This window comes from Haloarcula rubripromontorii (assembly GCF_001280425.1).
Lineage (GTDB): Archaea > Halobacteriota > Halobacteria > Halobacteriales > Haloarculaceae > Haloarcula > Haloarcula rubripromontorii.
Genome location: NZ_LIUF01000001.1, coordinates 500802 through 519855 on the forward strand (window position 1 = coordinate 500802; position 19054 = coordinate 519855).

At 66.7% G+C, this 19054-nt stretch carries 17 protein-coding genes and 1 pseudogene; 7 read left to right on the plus strand and 11 right to left on the minus strand.

Annotation, left to right across the window (positions count from 1 at the left end):
- Window positions 1–133 precede the first annotated feature (133 nt).
- The 5 genes from twy1 to AMS69_RS02640 all read left to right on the plus strand — a co-directional run bounded on the left by twy1 (window position 134) and on the right by AMS69_RS02640 (window position 4379).
- Window positions 134–1114 carry a 4-demethylwyosine synthase TYW1 gene (gene twy1, locus AMS69_RS02620; RefSeq protein WP_053966539.1) on the plus strand — a complete coding sequence of 327 codons (981 nt, stop codon included), beginning with the start codon at window positions 134–136 and terminating at the stop codon, window positions 1112–1114.
- A 196-nt stretch (window positions 1115–1310) separates the two neighbouring features.
- Complete coding sequence (locus tag AMS69_RS02625) at window positions 1311–2009, plus strand: DUF120 domain-containing protein (protein WP_053966540.1); 699 nt, start codon at window positions 1311–1313, stop codon at window positions 2007–2009.
- On the plus strand, window positions 1996–2670 hold the full coding sequence (gene ribB / locus AMS69_RS02630) for a 3,4-dihydroxy-2-butanone-4-phosphate synthase (RefSeq protein ID WP_053966541.1): 675 nt from the start codon (window positions 1996–1998) through the stop codon (window positions 2668–2670). Before AMS69_RS02625 ends, ribB begins: the two co-directional genes overlap by 14 nt.
- A 149-nt stretch (window positions 2671–2819) precedes the next feature.
- A complete protein-coding gene (locus AMS69_RS02635; RefSeq protein ID WP_053966542.1) occupies window positions 2820–3266 on the plus strand; it encodes an RDD family protein in 447 nt (148 codons plus the stop codon).
- Between the two features lie 180 nt (window positions 3267–3446).
- Window positions 3447–4379 (plus strand): branched-chain amino acid transaminase, encoded by a 933-nt coding sequence (locus AMS69_RS02640; RefSeq protein WP_202904507.1) that lies wholly within the window; start codon window positions 3447–3449, stop codon window positions 4377–4379.
- 20 nt (window positions 4380–4399) lie between these two features.
- On the opposite strand, the gene AMS69_RS02645 is transcribed toward AMS69_RS02640, so the two are convergent.
- The 3 genes and pseudogenes from AMS69_RS02645 to AMS69_RS02655 all read right to left on the minus strand — a co-directional run bounded on the left by AMS69_RS02645 (window position 4400) and on the right by AMS69_RS02655 (window position 7433).
- On the minus strand, window positions 4400–5059 hold the full coding sequence (locus AMS69_RS02645; RefSeq protein ID WP_053966543.1) for a DUF502 domain-containing protein: 660 nt from the start codon (window positions 5057–5059) through the stop codon (window positions 4400–4402).
- Between the two features lie 108 nt (window positions 5060–5167).
- Window positions 5168–6341: pseudogene (gene dgoD / locus AMS69_RS02650) on the minus strand (galactonate dehydratase).
- A gap of 207 nt (window positions 6342–6548) precedes the next feature.
- Window positions 6549–7433 carry a ketopantoate reductase family protein gene (locus tag AMS69_RS02655; RefSeq protein WP_053966544.1) on the minus strand — a complete coding sequence of 295 codons (885 nt, stop codon included), beginning with the start codon at window positions 7431–7433 and terminating at the stop codon, window positions 6549–6551.
- An 88-nt stretch (window positions 7434–7521) separates the two neighbouring features.
- On the opposite strand from AMS69_RS02655, the gene AMS69_RS02660 reads away from it, so the two are divergent.
- Window positions 7522–8079, plus strand: coding sequence for a hypothetical protein (locus AMS69_RS02660; protein ID WP_053966545.1), 558 nt, complete (start codon window positions 7522–7524; stop codon window positions 8077–8079).
- A gap of 44 nt (window positions 8080–8123) precedes the next feature.
- Here the strand turns inward: AMS69_RS02660 and AMS69_RS02665 are convergent, their stop codons facing one another.
- The 3 genes from AMS69_RS02665 to AMS69_RS02675 form a co-directional block, all read right to left on the minus strand.
- The gene (locus AMS69_RS02665; RefSeq protein ID WP_053966546.1) at window positions 8124–8426 is read right to left on the minus strand and encodes a DUF7130 family rubredoxin-like protein; all 303 of its coding nucleotides are present in this window, start codon (window positions 8424–8426) and stop codon (window positions 8124–8126) included.
- 119 nt (window positions 8427–8545) lie between these two features.
- On the minus strand, window positions 8546–9754 hold the full coding sequence (gene metX, locus AMS69_RS02670; RefSeq protein WP_053966547.1) for a homoserine O-acetyltransferase MetX: 1209 nt from the start codon (window positions 9752–9754) through the stop codon (window positions 8546–8548).
- A complete protein-coding gene (locus AMS69_RS02675; RefSeq protein ID WP_053966548.1) occupies window positions 9751–11037 on the minus strand; it encodes an O-acetylhomoserine aminocarboxypropyltransferase/cysteine synthase family protein in 1287 nt (428 codons plus the stop codon). Before AMS69_RS02675 ends, metX begins: the two co-directional genes overlap by 4 nt.
- Before the next feature lie 143 nt (window positions 11038–11180).
- On the opposite strand from AMS69_RS02675, the gene AMS69_RS02680 reads away from it, so the two are divergent.
- Window positions 11181–12134 carry an AAA family ATPase gene (locus AMS69_RS02680; RefSeq protein ID WP_053966549.1) on the plus strand — a complete coding sequence of 318 codons (954 nt, stop codon included), beginning with the start codon at window positions 11181–11183 and terminating at the stop codon, window positions 12132–12134.
- A 2-nt stretch (window positions 12135–12136) separates the two neighbouring features.
- Here the strand turns inward: AMS69_RS02680 and AMS69_RS02685 are convergent, their stop codons facing one another.
- The 5 genes from AMS69_RS02685 to AMS69_RS02705 are packed head-to-tail and all read right to left on the minus strand — an operon-like array spanning window position 12137 to window position 18973.
- Complete coding sequence (locus AMS69_RS02685) at window positions 12137–12547, minus strand: SHOCT domain-containing protein (RefSeq protein WP_053966550.1); 411 nt, start codon at window positions 12545–12547, stop codon at window positions 12137–12139.
- A gap of 45 nt (window positions 12548–12592) precedes the next feature.
- Complete coding sequence (locus tag AMS69_RS02690) at window positions 12593–14206, minus strand: DUF7519 family protein (RefSeq protein ID WP_053966551.1); 1614 nt, start codon at window positions 14204–14206, stop codon at window positions 12593–12595.
- Window positions 14207–14208: 2 nt separating this feature from the next.
- Window positions 14209–15597 (minus strand): DUF58 domain-containing protein, encoded by a 1389-nt coding sequence (locus AMS69_RS02695; protein ID WP_053966552.1) that lies wholly within the window; start codon window positions 15595–15597, stop codon window positions 14209–14211.
- Window positions 15598–15599: 2 nt separating this feature from the next.
- Window positions 15600–16199: a DUF7269 family protein gene (locus AMS69_RS02700; protein WP_053966553.1), complete on the minus strand. Its 600-nt coding sequence runs from the start codon at window positions 16197–16199 to the stop codon at window positions 15600–15602.
- Window positions 16199–18973, minus strand: coding sequence for a transglutaminase TgpA family protein (locus AMS69_RS02705; protein WP_053966554.1), 2775 nt, complete (start codon window positions 18971–18973; stop codon window positions 16199–16201). Before AMS69_RS02705 ends, AMS69_RS02700 begins: the two co-directional genes overlap by 1 nt.
- Between the last annotated feature and the right edge of the window lie 81 nt (window positions 18974–19054).

Genomic DNA, 19054 nt, shown 5'->3' on the forward strand with positions numbered 1-19054 from the left:
ACTGACAATATATTAGAGTGGATAATATTTGGAAGAGTTCAATTGTGGGGTAGTATGAAGACCCAATCCGCCGAAGAGCAGCCACAACTCATCTCCCAACAGTTTTTGCCGCTGGCTGTTGAAGCCGACAGCAATGAGTGACGCCGACGGCGGTCCGAAACAGGTCTCGGACCCGGCCTACCACAGCGAGAACCACACGGCCGCCCAGACCTGCGGCTGGACGAAAAACGCCCTGCGCGGGGAGGGGAAGTGCTACAAGTACATTTTCTACGGTATCGAGTCCCACCGCTGCATCCAGATGACGCCAGTGGTGAAATGCAACGAACGGTGCGTGTTCTGCTGGCGCGACCACGCCGGCCACGCCTATGAACTCGGCGACGTGGAGTGGGACGACCCCGCGGCGGTCGCCGACGCCTCCGTGGAACTCCAGCGGAAACTGCTGTCGGGCTTTGGCGGCAACGACGAAGTCCCGCGCGAGGTGTTCGAACAGGCAATGGAACCGCGCCACGTCGCCATTTCACTGGACGGCGAACCGACGCTGTATCCCCACCTGCCGGAACTCATCGAGGAGTTCCACGACCGCGACATCACCACGTTCCTCGTCTCCAACGGGACCAACACGGAGATGCTGGAGCGGTGTGACCCGACCCAGCTGTACGTCTCCGTCGACGCCGCCGACCGCCAGACGTTCGATTCGACGGTGCAGGCGATGGAAGACGACGCCTGGGACTCGCTCATCGACACGCTGGACGTGCTGGCCGAGAAAGACGACACCCGAACCGTCATCCGGACGACGCTGGTCAAGGGCCACAACATGCACCACCCTGAGTGGTACGCGGCGATGTGTGACCGCGCCGACGCGGACTTCGTCGAGATGAAGGCGTACATGCACGTCGGCCATTCGCGGGGCCGTCTCGACCGCGACTCGATGCCCGACCACAGCGAGGTCCGGGAGTTCACGCGAGAGATGAGTGAGTACCTCCCTGACCACGACGTGCTGAAGGAGGTCGAAGACTCCCGCGTGGCGATGCTCGCCGAGGATGAGAACACGTGGGTCCCGAAACTGGAGAAATCGAGCGAGTTCTGGGAGCGGGACGCGCTCGTGGAGTACTGACTGTATCGCAGACGAGACAGCGGCATCACTACAGTGTGATGGATGTGAACGTGTTAGGCGGCGGTTTAAATTGTATCCAGAGCATACGTGCAGATACACTTCTGCTACCAACCCTATACCAGTTTTTTGCCGTTCCAAAAGTGGAATGCATTCCACCTTCGGTATGCTTATCCGGCGGGAATCCCTACTGCAGCGCATGGCTGAATCAACGGGACAGGGCGTCGGTCGGGACGAGCTGGCGACGCTGAAACTGCTCGCCCTCGACGGTGCGCTCGATGAGTCGACGAAAGTGTCCTGTGCCGATCTCGCCGAACGGCTGGACGCCTCGAACCAGACCGCCTCGCGGCGGCTCCAGCGGCTCGAAGACGCCGGGCTGCTGGCCCGAAACATCGTCAGCGACGGCCAGGAGGTCGAGCTGACCGGGGACGGCGAACGACGCCTCCAGTCAGAGTACGCTGACTACCGGCGCATTTTCGAAGCCGACGCCAGCGTCGACCTGACCGGCGTCGTCACCTCGGGGATGGGAGAGGGTCGCCACTACATCACGCTGCCGGGCTACATGGAGCAGTTCATCGAGCGGCTGGGGTACGAGCCGTTCGCGGGCACGCTCAACCTCGAACTCACGGCCGAGAGCGTCCGCAAGCGGGCGCGGATGAGCGCTATCGAGCCGGTCACCATCGAGGGCTGGGAGGACGACGAGCGGACGTACGGCCCGGCGTACTGCTACCCCGCCTCGATAGAGGGCGGCGACGGCGAGTACGAGCCAGCCCACGTTATCGCGCCCGAGCGGACCCACCACGGCGAGGAACAACTCGAAGTGATTGCGCCCGAAAAGCTCCGCGAGGTGCTGGAACTGGCCGACGGGGACGAGGTGATCGTGCATGTCTCGGAGTGAGGAAACCGCCGTCGAGGCCGACAGCGTGGCCGACGCCGTCGCCGCCTTCGCCCGCGGCGAGCCGGTGCTGATCCACGACGCCGCCGACCGCGAGGGCGAGACGGACCTCGTCTACCCGGCCGGGGCCGTCACCCCCGAGGCCGTCGCCCGGATGCGTAACGACGCCGGCGGCCTCGTCTGTGTTGCACTCTCCGACCGGGTCGCCGACGCGCTGGAACTGCCCTTCATGCAGGACGTGCTGGACCACCCCACCGCGGCCGACCACGACCTCGCCTACGACGAGCGCTCCTCCTTTTCGCTGACGGTGAACCACCGCGACACCTTCACTGGCATCACCGACGACGACCGCTCGCTGACGATTCAGGAACTGGCCGCCGCTGCGACGGACCCCGACCCCGAGGCATTCAGCGAGGCATTCCGGTCGCCGGGCCACGTCCACCTCCTCCGTGCGGCCCCGGACGGCCTTTCTGACCGCGAAGGCCACACCGAACTCGCGCTCGCGCTCGCGGCCGCGGCCGACCAGCCCGAGGCCGCCGTCGTCTGTGAGATGCTGGACGACGAGACCGGCGCGGCGCTGCCCCCGGCGGCCGCGCGGGCCTACGCCGACCGGGAGGGGCTGGTCTACGTCGAAGGTGCCAGCCTGTTAGAGCGGTTCGAATAACGGTGTGATAGACGCTCCCCCGCCGGACAGTCACTGGTGATAGACTGCTGTGTTGATGGCTCACAGCGGCGACGAGACCCGAGTTCAGTGAGCGTCTCTGAGGTCGGTCCTGACATAGCTTTATATCATTTTAGTGTCACCATGGGAGTATGGCCTGGTTCGAACGCCCACAGCCCGAGATGGGCACCGAGGGCGACGTAGTCTGGCGGCGCATCGTCGCGATAGTAATCGACGTCGTACTCATCGGCGTCGTCTCGTCGGCTATCACCGGGATTCTCGGGCAGGTTCGGCTCGCGTTCCTCGGGAGCCTGCTGGGACTTCTCATCGGCTTCGGCTACTACATCTACCTGGAGGGGACCTACGGACAGACAATCGGGAAGATGGCCCTCGACATCGTCGTCGTGACGGAGGACGGCGACCCAATCGAGTACGGGCCGGCGGCGATACGGACCGTGCTCCGCATCGTCGACGCGCTGCCGGCGTTCTACCTCATCGGCATCGTTGCCGTTCTCGTCACGGACCGCAAGCAGCGGCTTGGTGACATCGTCGCAGATACGGTCGTCGTCCGCGCCGGCGAAACCGCGGGTATGCAGTGAGACGCAGGTCGAAACTCTCGATTGAGGGAGGGCGTCAAGGGGCGGTAAACAAACGACCTCGCGTGGACCGTCAACACTCTTAACCAAGGGAATCAATGGGGTAGATATGACACACGACGAGACAGCAGGAGGCACCACCTGCGGGCATCGCAACTGCCGACTCACCGGAGGGATCGTGCGATGAGCGACCGTCCGGAGATGTTCGAGGGGACTGACCGTATCTGGATGGACGGCGAGTTCGTCGACTTCGAGGACGCACAGACCCACGTTCTCACGCACGCGCTGCACTACGGGACCGGCGTTTTCGAGGGGGTCCGCTGTTACGACACTGAACAGGGGCCGGCCATCTTCCGCTGGGAGGAACACCTCGACCGCCTGTACAAGTCCGCAAAGCCCTACGACCTCGACATCGAGTTCAGCAAGGCGGAACTCACAGAGGCGACGACCGAACTCATCGAGACGGAAGGGTTCGAGTCGTGTTACATCCGCCCCATCGTCTACTACGGCTTCGATTCACTCGGTGTGAGCCCGAAGGACTGCCCGACGAAGACAACTATCGCAGCGTGGCCGTGGGGCGCGTATCTGGGCGAGGAAGCGCTGGAAGAGGGGGTCGACGTGATGGTGTCGTCCTGGCGCAAGCACGCCTCCAGCCAGATCCCGACCAACATCAAGACGACCGGCCTGTACGTCAACAGTATGCTCGCCGGTGAGGAAGCCCGGCGGAACGGCTACACTGAGGCCATCGTCCTGAACAAGGAGGGCAACGTCGCCGAAGGACCGGGCGAGAACATCTTCATGGTCCGGGACGGCGAAATCTACACCCCCGGATTGGCCGAGAGCATCCTCGAGGGAATCACCCGCAACACCGCAATCACGCTCGCCGAGGAGATGGGTTACACCGTCCACGAGGAAGCGACCATCTCGCGTGGCGAACTGTACACCGCGGATGAACTGTTCTTCACCGGCACGGCCGCGGAGGTCACGCCGATCCGGAGCGTCGACGACAACGAGATCGGCGAAGGGACGAAAGGGCCGGTCACCGACGAGATCCAGTCGGCCTTCTTCGACGTCATCGAGAGCGGCGACCGCGAAGAGTGGTTCCACTACGTCTGAGACTGCGGTGAGCGGTGTGGTTAGTCGTCCGCGAGGTCGTCCTCGTCGGCGACCGGAATCGGCGTGGCGTTACTCCGGTCCGTGTCGCCGAAGCCGGCACTGAGAATGCGCGTCAGCGCTTCCTCGACGCGCTCGTCGACTTCCTCGTAGCGGTGGGGCTCGACCTCAACGACGAAACCGGTCGTGATGTTCGGCGCGGTCGGCAGGAAAAGCACCTCGCGGCCGTCGTCGGTGGTCTGTCCCGTCTTGAACGCCGTCATCCGCATCCCGTCCCACACTTCGAGTTTCACCGGCGCCTGGAGGTCTTCGGTTCCCCCGACAGCCGTCTCGACCGCCATCTTCGAGGCGTTGTACACCACCCGGAGTCCGGGGACGTGATTCATTGCGTCGTCGATGGCCCGTTCGACGATGTCGCCGAAGGCCGTCCGCATCAGGTACCCGATAGAGAACACGATGAGGATGAAGATGATCAGCGTCGTAAACACCCGGGCGAGTTCGACGGACGTCGTTCCCGAGGGGAGTCCGAGCGCCGATAGCAGTTCGGCGTCAATCGCCGGGATAACCGCCGCGGACGCGAGGATAGAGTAGAGATAGATGATAACGTAAACCGTCACCAGCAGCGGTAACAGGATAATAAGGCCGCTCGCGAAATCGCGCTTCCACGACGTTGAGGAGGCCATACAAATACGTGTCGGGCGCGGGATATGAGCCCTTTCCTTTGGTGCGTGTCCGTGCTGTTTCCCACGCAGTCGCTGACAAGGGAGCGTGACGGTGGAACCGCTGCCGGACTACCACTCGGCGACGCTGCCGTCGTCGTGTCGCCAGACGGGGTTGTGCCAGTCGACATCCTGTTGGGACTGCTCCCGGAGGAACGCCTCGTCAATCTCGATTCCGAGGCCGGGGTCAGTGGGGACAGTGACGAACCCGTCCGCGTAGTCGAACACCGACGGGTCGGCGAGGTAGTCCAGCACGTCGGCGGCCTCGTTGTAGTGGATGTCGATGCTCTGTTCCTGAATGAGTGCGTTGGGCGAGCAGGCGTCGACCTGCACACAGGACGCCAGCGCGACCGGGCCGAGCGGGCAGTGCGGGGCCATCGCCACGTCGTAGGCCTCGGCCATCGACGCGATCTTGTACACCTCGGTGATGCCGCCAGCGTGTGAGAGGTCGGGCTGAATCACGTCGACAGCACCGTCCTCGAACACCTCCTTGTAGTCCCATCGCGAGTACATCCGCTCGCCCGTGGCGATGGGGATGTCAGTGTGGGCCGCAAGCGCCGGCAACGCATCGTTGTGCTCTGGCAACACTGGCTCCTCGATGAACATCGGGTCGTACGGTTCCATCGCCGAGGCCAGCCGCTTGACCATCGGCTTCGTCACGCGGCCGTGGAAGTCGACGCCGATGTCGACCTCGGGGCCGACGGCCTCACGGACCTCCCGGAGCCGGGTCGCGGCGGCCTCGACCGTCGCCGGGGTGTCGACGCGCTCGATTTCCGGCGTGGCGTTCATCTTCAGCGCCGTGAAGCCGGCATCGGCCTGCTCCTGAGCGGCGCTAGCCACGTCGGATGGCTCGTCGCCGCCGATCCACTGGTACACTCGAATCCGGTCCCGGGCCTGCCCGCCAAGCAGCTGGTGAACCGGTGCGCCGAGTTGCTTGCCCGATGTCCTACAGCGCCTGGTCGATGCCGGCGATAGCGGACATCAGGACCGGGCCGCCGCGGTAGAAGCCGCCGCGGTACATCGCCTGCCAGTGGTCCTGAATGGTCTCGTGATTTTCGCTGACGAGATAGCTATCGAGCAGTTCCTCGACGGCGGCGCGGACGGTGTGGGCCCACCCCTCGACGACGGGCTCGCCCCAGCCGACGGTGCCGTCAGCCGTCTCCAGCCGCAGGAACAGCCAGCGGGGCGGGACCTCGAACAGTTCGTAATCGACGATTCGGTTGCCACCCGCGTCGTCCGCTGTCATTCCAGCGTCCCCCTCGGGCCATACGGACCAGTCCCGTCAACGGCATTAGGCGGCGTTTCGAGCCGCGCTCCGTCGATTTGTGGAGTCATGTGAGCACACAAAAAAGACGTGTATATAGTGATTGCGTGATTCCAGAATAGCCATCAGCGCCGTAGCTCGGTGTCGGTGAGTAACGCAGACCCGTCGGTAGCAGTCAGTTGCGGCGACTTACTGCTCGCGGTGTCGCTCCCACGTCCGGACGAGGGCAGCGAGCGTCTCGTTCACAGGCACCGGCTTGGTCGCGGTGTCGGCGACGTAGCCGTTGATAGCGTCGATTTCCGTTCGCCGGCCGGCCGAGACATCCTGGAGCATCGACGAGTGGTTGGCGGCGGTGTCGTCGACGACACGCTCGACGAGCGACACCGCACGCTCGTCGGAAAGGTTGACGTCCTGCTCGCGGGCGACGGCGGCTGTCTCCCGGGCGGCGTCCGCGGCGATAGCGTCGGCCGGCGAGTCGGCCAGCGCGCCGTTCTCCACGCGGGCAAGAGCCGTCACGGCGTTGATGCCGGCGTTGACCGCGAGTTTCTCCCAGAGGCGGGTCGGCATGTCCGTGGCGACGGTCGTCTCGATGCCGGCCGCGCGGAACGCCGCCCCGACCTCGTCAGCGACTGTGGACCGGCCGCCGTCGCGGTCCCCCAGCACAACCTCGCCGCGGCCGGTGAACGCCACGGTGCCCGGTTCTCGAAGTCGTGCCCCGTAGGAACACGTCCCCGCCAGCACCGGACAGTCCAGTTCGGCGGCCAGCTGCGACTCGTTGCCCATTCCGTTCTGGAGCGAGAGGCAAGCGTCGAAGGTACAGTCCGCGAGGTCCGCTGCAAGGGCGGCGGTGTCGTAGGCCTTGACCGTCACCAGCGCGAGGTCAGCGCCCTGTGAGACTGTCGTCTGTGCGTTCGGGTAGACCCGAAACTCCTCGGTTCCGACGACCGAGAGCCCACTCTCGGTGACGGTGCCGACGTGTGGCTCCCGCCCGACGAGCGTCACGTCGTGTTCGCGGGCGAGCAGGCCACCGACGAGGCTGCCGAGGCTCCCGGCACCGACGACGACAATATCCATACCGCCCCGCAGGGACGGCCGGGACAAAAACCCATCACCGGCGGGCGAAATCAGCACGCACTTGGCCGCGAGTGACGAACGAGCGGGTATGGGCGACTCCGACGACGCCGAGGCGGTAGTCCGGGCCATCGACGAGATTGGTATCGACCAACTGACCGAGACGATTGTCACGGCGTGGGAGGGAATCGGTGGCGGCGTCGAACCGGGACCGACCTGGCCGGAAGACGAAATCAGGCGTCGGTTCGAACTGTCCGAGCCGGACGAAGCGGTCGGGCTGGACGTGCTCGCGGCGGTGCTTGACGCGTCGCCGCGGTCTCCGGAAAAAGCGTTCGTCCACCTCGGTGTCGGGCGGCGGGACACCCCCCAGCACGAACGATTCGCTGTCGAGACGCTCGCGGGCCACACCGACGTTTCGGCGACCGACACTCACACGACCGGTACGGTGCCGGTGACGGCAGAAACGTTCGACGCGCTGGCGCGAGTCTACGGAGGCACGCTGGTGTACGTAGTCATCGGTGACGACGACGGGCAGGCGATTCTCGAACTCGACTGGACGACACTCCGATTCTCGCTCCCGCCGTCGGCCGCCGAGACGGTGCAGGAAACAGTCGGACCGGCCGTCGCCGAGCGATTCGAGCAGGCATAAGCCCACATATGCGGTCGGTGGTTCCGGATAGCCACCGTGCCGGCTCAGTCCTCCTGCCAGTAGTAGATATCCTCTTTTGGCGCGTTGCAAGACGGGCATTCGTCGGGGATGTCCGCTATCTGGCCCATTTCGCCACATTCCCAGCAGCGCCACATCAGTTCGGCCTCGCCCGCGGCCCCGGCACGCAAGTGCTCGCTCGACATCGCCTCGATGCCGTCTTCGACCGTGACGTAGAACCCGTGTTCGTCGAATCCGCGGATAGTCCCGAGTTCGTTACCGGCCTCGTCGTACACCGTCTGTCCGAACGAATACTCCTCGCTTTCGATGTTCGTGGTCATGTCAACCATACATAGAGCTAGTCGTCCCGAAATATGTTAAATGCTACCGTGAAGCAGGAATTGCATGACTGACGAGCCGAATCGCGGGTCAGCAAGCCCACGGGCAGACTGACAGCACGCCAGCGTCGCTACCGCGAAAACAGGCTGTTGTGGACGGGTGCGAAATCGCTCTCCTGACTGTCCTCGACCACCGAGTCGGTGACGGCCTTGCCGTCGACACCAGCAGCGAGGAAGTCCGCGAGCGGGGGCCCGACGTTGTCCGGTTCGACGAGGAAGGCGTCGTGGCCGTGGTCGGAGTCGATGACGTGGTGGGCGACGTTTGCATCGGCCGTCCGGAGCGAGTCGGCCAGCGCTTCCGCCTGCTGGGTGGTGAAGTGCCAGTCGGCGGTGAAAGACATCACGAGCGCGTCGCCGTCGAAGGCCGCCAGCGCGTCCGCGTCGGACTCGAACCCGGCGGCGAGGTCGTAGTTGTCCATCGCCCGCGTCAGGTAGAGGTAGCTGTTGGCGTCGAACCGCTCGGTGAACTTCTCGGCGTTGTAGTCGAGGTACGACTCCACGTCCCGGTAGGGGAAGAACGCGCCCGCGGCGTCGGTGGGGAACGTGCGGACGGCGTCCCGGCCGGCGGCGCGGCGGCCGAAGCGGCGCTCCATCGACGCCTTCGAGAGGTACATCACGTGGCCAAGTTGGCGGGCCAGCGCCAGTCCGTCGCTGGGTGGCTCGTCGTCCTCGCCGTAGTAGTGGCCCTGCTTCCAGTTCGGGTCGGTCGTGATGGCCCGGCGGGCGATGGCGTCGAGCGAGAGACACTGCGTGTCCAGTCGTGCGGCGGCGGCGATGGGAACGATGCGGTCGACGTGGTCCGGGTGGCGCTTGGCCCACTCCAGGACGTTCATCCCGCCGACGCTGCCGCCGACTACGGCGTGGAGGTGGGGAATCCCGAGCTCGTCCAGCAGGGCGCGCTGGGCCTCGGTCCAGTCCGTGACGGTGACCGGCGGGAAGTCCGTGCCGTAGGGCTCGCCCGTCTCCGGGTTCTCGCTTTTCGGCCCCGTCGAGCCGTAGCAGGAACCGGGCACGTTCGCACAGACGACGTAGTACTCCGTGGTGTCGATGGCCTTGCCCGGGCCGACGATGTCGTCCCACCAGGCGCGGGCCTGATCGGCGCTGTCGACCCGGTCGCGGCCCGCGACGTGGGCGCTGCCGGTCAGTGCGTGACAGACCAGCACCGCGTTGCCGCCGTCGAACTCCCCGTAGGCCTCGTAGGTGATTTCCAGATCCGGAATCGTCTCCCCGCAGTCGAACTCGAACTCGCCGAGCGAGATAGTGTTGTGTTCGACGTTCATGAGACTCGTTCGATGGCCTCGTCGATGTCTGCGATGATGTCCGCTGGGTCCTCGATGCCGACGCTGAACCGGAGGAGGTCCGGCGTGACGCCGCTGGCACGCTGCTCCGCCTCGCTGAGCTGGGCATGGGTAGTCGAGGCCGGGTGGATGACCAGCGTCTTGGCGTCGCCGATGTTGGCGAGGAACTGGGCGAGGTCCGTCTCCTCGCAGAACCGCCGGCCGGCGTCGTAGCCGGCTTCCAGCCCGAAGGTGACGATGCCGCCGAACCCACCGGAGAGGTACTGCTGTGCCAGGTCGTGGGTTTCGTGGCTCTCCAGCCCGGGGTAGGTGACCCAGGCGACCTCGGGATGGTCGTCGAGATGCTGTGCGACGGCCATGGCGTTCTCGCAGTGACGCTCCATCCGCAGGGAGAGCGTCTCCGCCCCCTGAAGCGTCGCCCAGGCGTCGAAGGGTTTCTGGCCGTCACCGAGCGACCGGAGTGCGCGCTGGCGGGCGGCGACCGAGAAGGCGCGGTCGCCGAAGGCCTCCGAGAAATTCTTGCCGAAGGCCTCGTTTTCGCCGCCCAGCTCCGGGAATTTCTCGGGGTACTCGGCCCAGGGGAACGAACCGCCGTCGACGAGGACGCCGCCGACGGTCGTCCCGGAGCCGTGAATCCACTTCGTCGTCGACTCCCAGAGGAGGTCCACGCCGTGATCGAGCGGATTGCACAGCGCCGGCGTCCCGAACGTGTTGTCGACGAAGACCGGCACGCCGTGGTCGTGGGCGACCTCGGCGATCTCCTCCATCGGCGGGACGACGAGCGACGGGTTCCCGATGGTCTCGAAGTGGACGTAGGCCGTATCCTCGTCGATGGCGTCGGCGTAGGCGTTCGGGTCGAGCGTGTCGACGAACCGCGTTTCGACGCCCCGACGGCTAGCGGTGTTGGAGTAATAGGAGTGGGTGCCGCCGTAGATGGAGGAAGCCGTCACGATGTTGTCGCCGTTGGCCGCGAGGACGAACGTCCCGGCATCAAGCGCGGCCATCCCCGACCCCGTCGCGACGGCGTCGACGGCGTTTTCGAGGGAGGCGATGCGGTTTTCGAGCATCCGGACGGTGGGGTTGTCAAAGCGCGAGTAGACGTTGCCGTCGTCCTCCAGCGCGTACCGGTCGGCCGCGGTGTCGGCGTCCTCGAAGACGTACGACGAGGTCTGGTAGATGGGCGGTGCGCGTGCCCCTGTGGCCGGGTCCGGCTCCTCCTGGCCGGCGTGGACACAGCGCGTCCCGAATCCGTAGTCGTCAGTCATGTGCAGTATGCATATATCTCTAGCTATCTATAACTCAGAGTTACGGCAATACTCTCTTATTGTGATAGAATGACACGGCATCGGTTCGCCGGCAGGCGAAACCGAGGGAGAGGGTATTTGTCGGTGGCTGTCTACACGCCCGTATGGACCACGACACTGCCGGACGAACCAGCCGACAGATCCTCGACGCCGTCGGCAGTGCCGTCATTGCTGACGACCACTTCCTCGAAACCGTCATGACCGGGATTCTCGCCCGGGGGCACGTCCTGCTCGAAGACGTGCCGGGGACGGGGAAGACGCTCACAGCCCAGTCGTTTGCGACGGCGCTCGACCTTTCCTTCAAGCGGGTGCAGTTCACGCCGGACCTGCTGCCGTCCGACATCACCGGCTCGAACGTGTTCAACGAGGCCACTGGCGAGTTCGACTTCCAGCCCGGCCCCGTCTTCGCCAACGTCGTGCTGGCCGACGAAATCAATCGCGCACCACCCAAGACACAGGCCGCGCTGCTCGAAGCCATGGGCGAGAAGCAGGTGACCGTCGACGGGGTGACCCACGACCTGCCCGACCCTTTCTTCGTCATCGCCACGCAGAACCCCGTCGAACAGGAGGGGACCTTCGGACTGCCGGAGGCCCAGCGGGACCGCTTCATCGTCAAGACGTCGATGGGGTATCCCGACTTCGGCGGCGAGCGCGAACTCATCGACCGGCGGGCCGACCGGACGGCACAGGCCCCGAGCGTCACCAGCGTCATCGACGGCGACCGCCTGCCGGCGTTGCAGCGGACTGTCGAGTCGGTCACTGTCGACGGCACACTCCGGGACTACGTTGTCGAACTCGGGCGCGCCACCCGTGAGGACGACCGCGTCGATGTCGGCGTTTCCCCGCGTGGTATTCAGCGGCTGTTCGAGGCTACTCGCGCCGCTGCGGTCCTCGACGGCCGCGACTACGCTGTCCCGGACGATGTCAAAAGCGTCGTCAAGGTGGCGTTCGCCCACCGACTCGTCCTGACTGCCGACGCGGGCGTCCGCGGCGTCGACCCAGCGACCGTCGTCGACGACGTGCTGGACCGAGTCGAGGTGCCGGCGGTCAGTCCCTGATCTCAGGTTCGTTCGGTTTCGCGCTGCCGATCCAAGTCCTGTCCCCGGGTCGCCGCACTGCCTTCGAGACCTTCCAGCGTCTCCGTTTCGAGCAGACGCTCCAGTTTCCGCTCGAACTGTTCGTCGGTCAGTTCCCCCTCGGCGTACCGGCGGCGGAGGCGCTCCAGTGGAGTCTCGTCGCCACTATCGCTCGACGGCACTGGAGCCGCGTCCTCGATAGCTTCCGCCTCTTCGTCCGGCTCACCGTACAGCAGCTCCGTCAGCGGGACGACCACCACATAGCCGACGAGCAGCGCCGCGAGCCACCACTCCTGCCCGGTGAAGAGAGCAACGAGCCAGAAGCCGGTGACCGCCAGCGAGGCGAGTTCCGTCGCGTTCTCTCTGGCTCGGTTCGGTGGAGACCAGTCAGACATACTGCTGACTTGTCACCACACCACAATGGATTGTTCGGTGCGGGCCTACCGTATCGCAGCCACCAGCGCCAGCACGGCGACGAGACAGACAACGAGGCCGGCCACGGCGACCGACGGCTCGACAGCAATCGAACCACGGGCGACGGCGGAGAGACCCAGCGTCGCCGCCGCGCCGACGCCGCCTACCCCGACAGTTCCGCCGGTGTGGACGAGTTCGGTGCGGCGCGTCGCGGCCCCGGGACCGGCCTCGTGTCCCAGCGTCGTCCCAAATGACCCGGCGTCCCAGACAACGACTGCACCGACCAGACCTGCGAGCACCAGCCACGTCGGCGTCGAGAGCGTCGCGGCGAACGCGGTTGCGCCGAACAGCCCGGCCGCGGCGAGCGTGACGCCGGCCGTCCGCGCACGCAGATAATTCGTCGCCAGCGCCAGCCACAGCTGCCCGGTCACGCCGATGAGCGAAAACAGCGCCACAACGGCTAGCGCCAGCATGACCGTCTCTGGACCGTACACGTCCAGTATCGGAACGAGGAACTGTTCGACAGCCGGCGCGGCCGGCGTCGTTCGGAGCGCCGTCTCGAGAGCATCGACTGCCGGCCCCGCGACCGCAACCGCGGCCAGCGCGATGACGCCGCCGCCGACGTACGGTGCGAGGACGGTCCCCACGCGGTCGGCCGAACTCTGGACCGTCCGTCGGAGGAACCAGACGGCCACTGTGACGACCGTCCCGATGAGGAACAGCCACCAGAGGAGGCCGCGAAGGCCCGGTGCGGCCGTGATTGCGACGATGAACTCGTACAGCCCGACCGGGAGCAGTCCGGCCAATGACTCCTGACCGAGACCCAGTTCGAGCAGGCCGGCGACCGGTGCGACCAGCAGGGCGAGCCGGCCTGTCCACCGGAGCGTGCGTTCGACGGCGGCGACGGCCCTGTCGACGTCGGGCGCATCACTCGTTTCCGGGACAAGTTCGGAAAGCGGCAGGGCGTCAAGTCCGCGGGCCAGTGCCGCGGCGGCGAGGGCGAGCAACAGGCTGAAGATGGCGATATGGGTTCGCCCGGGGACCGGGTCGAAAATCGGGTCCAGCACCCGTGTGAGCAGTTCGCCGGTCAGTTGCTGGATGCCCGGCGTCCCGGCGTTGGACTGCAGGAAGTCGACAGCGCCACGCGCAAACAGTACGAGGCCAACAGCGAACGGGACGGCGGTCGTCCGCACGACGACGCCACCGTAGGTCTCCGCCCGCTCGGTGTCGACGACACCGCGGGTGGCGGCGGTCGCACCGAAGACAGCGGTCAGGCAACCGAGGACGACAAACACTTGCGACAGGAGCGTGACAACTGCCGGTCGGACGCCAGCCTGCGAGGGGGCAGGGAACAGTTCGGCCCCCAGTGAGACGACCGTGCCGCCAGTGGCAACGGAAAGCCCGACGGCGACCGGCAGCGCGAGAACGCTGGCCAGCACAGTCCCGACTGCCTGCCAGCGGTCCCACCCGCTCAGCCACAGCGACAGCGCCAGCAGCACGCCGGTGGCCACACCGACGAGTGCGGCCCGGTCAGCTGAAACGGTTCCCAGCAGTGCCGCGACCAGCAACGCCGTCACGCCGACGACGATGGCGAGGCTGGTCCAGGGCATTCGGGTCGGAAGTGTGGTGTGAGTGTCCATTGTTACACGCTGAACAGGTCCGCAAGCGAGGCGCGAAGCGCCACGTCGATTGGGCTGTCGAGGTCCCAGTCGATAACGGTCGCGCGGGACAGTTCGGCTCGCTGGAGGCGGGCGGCGCGTTCCGTACTCGCGACGGCCGCGCCGAGCGAGTCGCCGCGGGCCAGCGACGGACTGACGAGCGTCGTCGGGTAATCGCGGACCGCGAGCGACGACACCAGCGAGACGGACCAGTCGTCGGCGGCCGGTGAGAACACGACCACCTGCGCGGTCGGCGGGAGCCGGGCGAGTACGGCGAGCAGGGCCGGGTCCTCGATGGTCCCGCCGTCGGCCGTCGTCACCCTCGCCGCTTCGCCCCGGGACTGCTGTTGTGGCCCGTCCTCGGACACGTCGGCGTCACCGGCCGTCTCGGCGTCCGACTGCCGGGCCGCGGCGCGTCCCACGCTGTCGAATATCTGTCTCGCGTGGGCGGCCGCGTGACCGCCCGAGGCGTCGACCCACGCCAGCCCGTCCGGCCCGAGCCCGCCGGGGACATCTTCTTCGGCCAGCCCGACGGCACAGACACTTGCGACGACGCTAGTCCGGGAGAGCGCGTCGAACAGACGCTCGGCCGCGTACGCCGATAGTTCGGCTCCGGTCGGGTACCCCGGCTCCGGCGTCACCCGGGCCGGCGGCCGCGCGTCCACGACCAGCACCGTCCTGACGGCCTGTTCCTCCCGGTAGTCGATGGTCGTCAGCTCGTCGGTCTTGGCGTAGCGCCGCCAGTCGATGCGATTGACCGGGTCCCCGGGCTGGTAGCTCCGCGTCGAGTGGAACTCCAGACCGCTCCCACCGGTGTCGGTCGGGAGTGTGCCCGCCCGCGGGAGCGTGGCGTCGGCCATCGGCACTTCGGAAACGGTGTTCGAGCAGGTCAGCGTCCCGTCACCGGCCACCGTCAGGTCGACGGTCACCTCGTCGCTGGCCGACAGCGTCCGCACCCGCACCGCGGCGGCGTCAAACGTGTAGGTCCCCCGCTTTGCCATCACAGCGTAAGACAGCGTCACGCTCTCGTCGGGCCGAAGCGAGGTACAGAGCCGCGGTGACCCCTCGACGACGGCCAGTTCCTCGGGCACGCCGTCGATGACCCGCACGTCGGTCAGCGAACTGCTGCCAGTGTTCGCGAGCGTGAGTTCGACCGTAACCGGTTCGCCCGGCGTCGGCTGGGCGTCGGAGACGGACCGTGTCGCTTGCAGGTCAGTTCCCGCCGGGAGCCGCGAGAGCGCGCCGTACGCGACGTAGATGAGCGGGATTGCAGTCGCTGCGAGCAACAGCGGCTCGGCGGTCAGAAGCGAGACGCTGACGAGAAACAGCGCGGCTGCGAGGCCGCCACTCCAACGGCGCACGCGGCGGTGCATCGTCAGCGCGCACCTCCAGAGACTTGCTCGATAGCGTCGACCGTCCGGCGGATGCGGCGGCGGCGCTCGCTCTCCGGGTCGAGCCACAGGCGGAGCCGGGCCAGCAGTGACTGCGGTTCGTCGGGAGCGAGCAGCGCCGCCGCGACGGCGTCGTCGGTCCACGTCCCGGCGCGTACTGCCCGGTGAGCGGACGCCTGCGAGACGCCGGCACCGATAGCATAGGCCGTCGTCGCTGCCGCGGTAAGTCGCTCGGTAACCGTGTCCATCGCCGCGTCGTCGCCAGCGACGGCGTCGTCGATAGCCGCGTCAATGTCAGCGGCGAACAGCCGGCTCTCCGTCGCTGTCACGTCTTCCGGAGGACTGTCGAGGGCCACGTCGAAGGCAGTCGGTGAGCCACTGCCAAGCAGCCCGCCGAGCCAGCCGGCGAGGACCGCACAGAGGCCCACGGTCAGACTCCCGGCGAGAAGGGCAGTCGTCGGAGCAACACTCCCGAATACGGCGACCAGCGACGCGCCGGCAGCCGTCGGCGCAAACAGAAGGGAGGCCGCGACAACGGTCGCCAGCAGCCCCACAGTCCCGAAGACGACCGTTCTGAGGCGCATCAGGCCTGCCCCTCCGTTGCGTCGTCAGTGTCGTCGGTCGCGGTGGACTGCTGTCCGGCGGCCGTCTCTATGATCCGGATCGCGTCCTCGACGGCTGCCACGTGTTCCTGTGGGTCCCGCTGGCCGTACTCGACCGCCCGGAACGCATCCCGGACCGTCCGAACAGCGGCCGGCGGGAGACCGTCGCGTTCGATTGCGTGGGTCGCGATCTCGCCGGGTGTCCGCGTCCAGTACCGCCGAAGGGAAACGTGAGTCAGGAAGCGCGTCCACGCTTCGCGGATGGTGACGCGGGCCGCGGTCGTTCCGTCGCCCCCGTTGGACGCAGTCGTGGAGACAGCCGCCATCGCATCGCTGGCTGCGTCTTCGGCCGCTGAAAGTCGTTCAGAGATCCACGCTCGCAACGCGTCGAGCAGTGTCGCCGGCGACCGGTGGCCGGCGAGCAGGTCACGGAGCGCCGTGACAGTGAGTTCGAGTCGTGTTCGGAAACGGCCCAGTAAGTCATCGGCCACCACCGCAACGCCGACAAGCGCCCCGACGGCGAGTTCGCGTACGGCCCGCACCCAGCCCCAGAGCGTCCCCGGCGTGACGTTCCGCCGTCGAGCGCCGACGACCGTTCCGGCAACGAGGACACCGAGAGCGCCAGCGACGACCGCGGCGTTGACGAACAGACCGCCAACGGTCGTCGTGGTCGTCTGTCCGTACTTCGAGACGGAAATTTCGGCGCTTGCCGCGACTGGCATACCGACCGTCGCCTGACCGGCCGCGCCGGTTCGTGCTGTCGGCTCCCCGCCGAGTGTGACTGTGGCGTTCGTGACCGGGTCCCCGCCCATCGTCGCGTTCACCGTCTGGCCAGCGACCGGCACGGCCAGCGGGAGCGTCGGCGACGTTGCTACGGAGAGCCGCTCAAGCACGACAGTCGTGTTACCGCTGACAGCGTCGCGCTCGACGGCAACCGAGACGTTGCCCGGTTCGGCCGGGAGCGTGACCGATGCCCGCCCCTGTCGGTCCGTCGTCGCCACCTGCTCGCCGTCGAGCAGGACATCGCCGTCCCGAACCGGCACGCCGTCGACGGTCGCAGTGACAGTCACCTCGCCGCCGGTGACCTGTTCACCGGTGATACTCACCGACGCGGTCGTGTTCAGTTCGTAGCTCGCGTTCGTCGACTGCTGGGCCTGCGGGCCGGTCACAGCGAAGGCGCGAGCGCTGTCACGCGGGACCGAGGGAGCGACGAGTGATGCCTCGTTGCTGGGTGCATCAACGGAAATCGTCAGCTCGGCTTCATACGGGACCGTCCCGGAAACGGTGCCGTCCGGGCCTGTCGTTCCGACCGGCTCACCGTTGAACGCGACCATCGCGCCCTCGACCGGCGCGCCGTCGCGTGTCACCGTCGCGGCCACCGCCGCGCCCGGCGTCGCCGTCCGGTTGAGTTCGATGACGAACTCGCCGGACTGCGAGACAGTCTGTCCGTCGCCCGAGTCGCCGGTCCCGTCGGTGTCACCGGTCCCGTTTGCACCCGTCTCAGTTCCCTCGACCCCGTCGCTCGCTGACTCTTGCCCATCGCCAGTCGGGGCTTCAGTCTGTGGCTCGCCCGTCGGCGTTCCGACGGCGAACTCCTCGTCGGGACTTCCGGACTCCGATGCGCTGTACGCCTGACTACTGTTTTGCATCGCCTGCTGTTCGGATTCCAGCCGCTCCTGCCCCGGCGTCGGGTCGAACTTCACCCAGCCGACGCCCTCGAAGTACACCTCGACCCACGCGTGGGCGTTCATTCCGCGAACGGTGTACTGGTTCTGGCCGGTCCGCTCGCCGGTGGAGTAGCCGACGACGTAGCGCGCCGGGATGTCCTGACTCCGCAGCATCACCACCATCGACGTGGCGAAGTACTCGCAGTACCCCTCGTCCATCTGGAAGATGAACTCCGAGGCCACGTCGTCTTCGGGCGGCTGACTGACGTTCAGCGAGTAGTTCTTGTTCGTCTCCAACCACCGCTCGATGGTCGCTGCCGTCTCGTAGGGCGAGTCGCTGTCCTCGGTCAGTCGGTCAGTAAATGGCCCCACCTGTGCCGAGGTCGACGCCGGGACGCCCGTGTAGCGCGATTCGATCTCCTCGGGGTAGTCGCGGCCACTCGTCCGCAGCACCGCCGGGTCGTCGGGAGGTGTCACGCTGGTCGCGCTGTATGTCGTTCCGGCAGGCAGTGGTCGCTCGGACGTGACTGCGCCGTACTCGGTGACCATCACGTCGTCACGGGACACCGACTTCGGCCGCCAGACGGTCGGGAGCGACGTTGCGGACTTGGCCAGTTGTACCTCGTAGTCGACCGTCGTGTCGGCCATCCCGTCGACCGCCATCGGTCCCTGATAGGCCTGTGGGTCCGCACGCCCGTCCCACCCCGTCCCGGTGTAGGTTTCGTACGCGCCGGTCCGCCAGTACGCCGGTTCCGAACTCGTGACGGTGAAATGCGGCTCCGTGTCCTGTGACTGGTACGGACTGTCGCCGCTGTTGAGCGACCCGCCCACGCTGGTCTGGCTCCCCGGGTTCAGCGCGCCGAGTTGGCCGCCGCTGCCGCCGGCTGCGGTCCCGCCGGCCTCCCCGAACGGGTTCTCCTGCGGAAGCGGAATAAGCGATTCAATCGGGCTCTGTGTCCCACCGGGTGCCAGAACCGGGAGCGTCGCCGTCGCCAGCACCACGGCGACGACACACACGGCAGTGAGGAGGACACGGAGGTAGTCCCGGTCTGCCGATACGTCGTCGAACGGCGAGTCGTCGGAGCCCACGTCGGATTGTCGTACTGTCCCGGCGCTGTCGGCATAAATCTGCTGTCAGCGTGGGAGGACAGTGACTCCGACGTGCCGGCT

What these genes read in the sequence shown, in the direction of transcription:
- AMS69_RS02665 (WP_053966546.1), bottom strand. Translation starts at nt 8,426, where the DNA reads ATGGTTGACATGACCACGAACATCGAAAGCGAGGAGTATTCGTTCGGA.
- metX (WP_053966547.1), bottom strand. Translation starts at nt 9,754, where the DNA reads ATGAACGTCGAACACAACACTATCTCGCTCGGCGAGTTCGAGTTCGAC.
- AMS69_RS02655 (WP_053966544.1), bottom strand. Translation starts at nt 7,433, where the DNA reads ATGGATATTGTCGTCGTCGGTGCCGGGAGCCTCGGCAGCCTCGTCGGT.
- ribB (WP_053966541.1), top strand. Translation starts at nt 1,996, where the DNA reads ATGTCTCGGAGTGAGGAAACCGCCGTCGAGGCCGACAGCGTGGCCGAC.
- AMS69_RS02685 (WP_053966550.1), bottom strand. Translation starts at nt 12,547, where the DNA reads ATGTCTGACTGGTCTCCACCGAACCGAGCCAGAGAGAACGCGACGGAA.
- AMS69_RS02640 (WP_202904507.1), top strand. Translation starts at nt 3,447, where the DNA reads ATGAGCGACCGTCCGGAGATGTTCGAGGGGACTGACCGTATCTGGATG.
- twy1 (WP_053966539.1), top strand. Translation starts at nt 134, where the DNA reads ATGAGTGACGCCGACGGCGGTCCGAAACAGGTCTCGGACCCGGCCTAC.
- AMS69_RS02625 (WP_053966540.1), top strand. Translation starts at nt 1,311, where the DNA reads ATGGCTGAATCAACGGGACAGGGCGTCGGTCGGGACGAGCTGGCGACG.
- AMS69_RS02700 (WP_053966553.1), bottom strand. Translation starts at nt 16,199, where the DNA reads ATGCGCCTCAGAACGGTCGTCTTCGGGACTGTGGGGCTGCTGGCGACC.
- AMS69_RS02660 (WP_053966545.1), top strand. Translation starts at nt 7,522, where the DNA reads ATGGGCGACTCCGACGACGCCGAGGCGGTAGTCCGGGCCATCGACGAG.
- AMS69_RS02690 (WP_053966551.1), bottom strand. Translation starts at nt 14,206, where the DNA reads ATGGACACTCACACCACACTTCCGACCCGAATGCCCTGGACCAGCCTC.
- AMS69_RS02695 (WP_053966552.1), bottom strand. Translation starts at nt 15,597, where the DNA reads ATGCACCGCCGCGTGCGCCGTTGGAGTGGCGGCCTCGCAGCCGCGCTG.
- AMS69_RS02675 (WP_053966548.1), bottom strand. Translation starts at nt 11,037, where the DNA reads ATGACTGACGACTACGGATTCGGGACGCGCTGTGTCCACGCCGGCCAG.
- AMS69_RS02680 (WP_053966549.1), top strand. Translation starts at nt 11,181, where the DNA reads ATGGACCACGACACTGCCGGACGAACCAGCCGACAGATCCTCGACGCC.
- AMS69_RS02635 (WP_053966542.1), top strand. Translation starts at nt 2,820, where the DNA reads ATGGCCTGGTTCGAACGCCCACAGCCCGAGATGGGCACCGAGGGCGAC.
- AMS69_RS02645 (WP_053966543.1), bottom strand. Translation starts at nt 5,059, where the DNA reads ATGGCCTCCTCAACGTCGTGGAAGCGCGATTTCGCGAGCGGCCTTATT.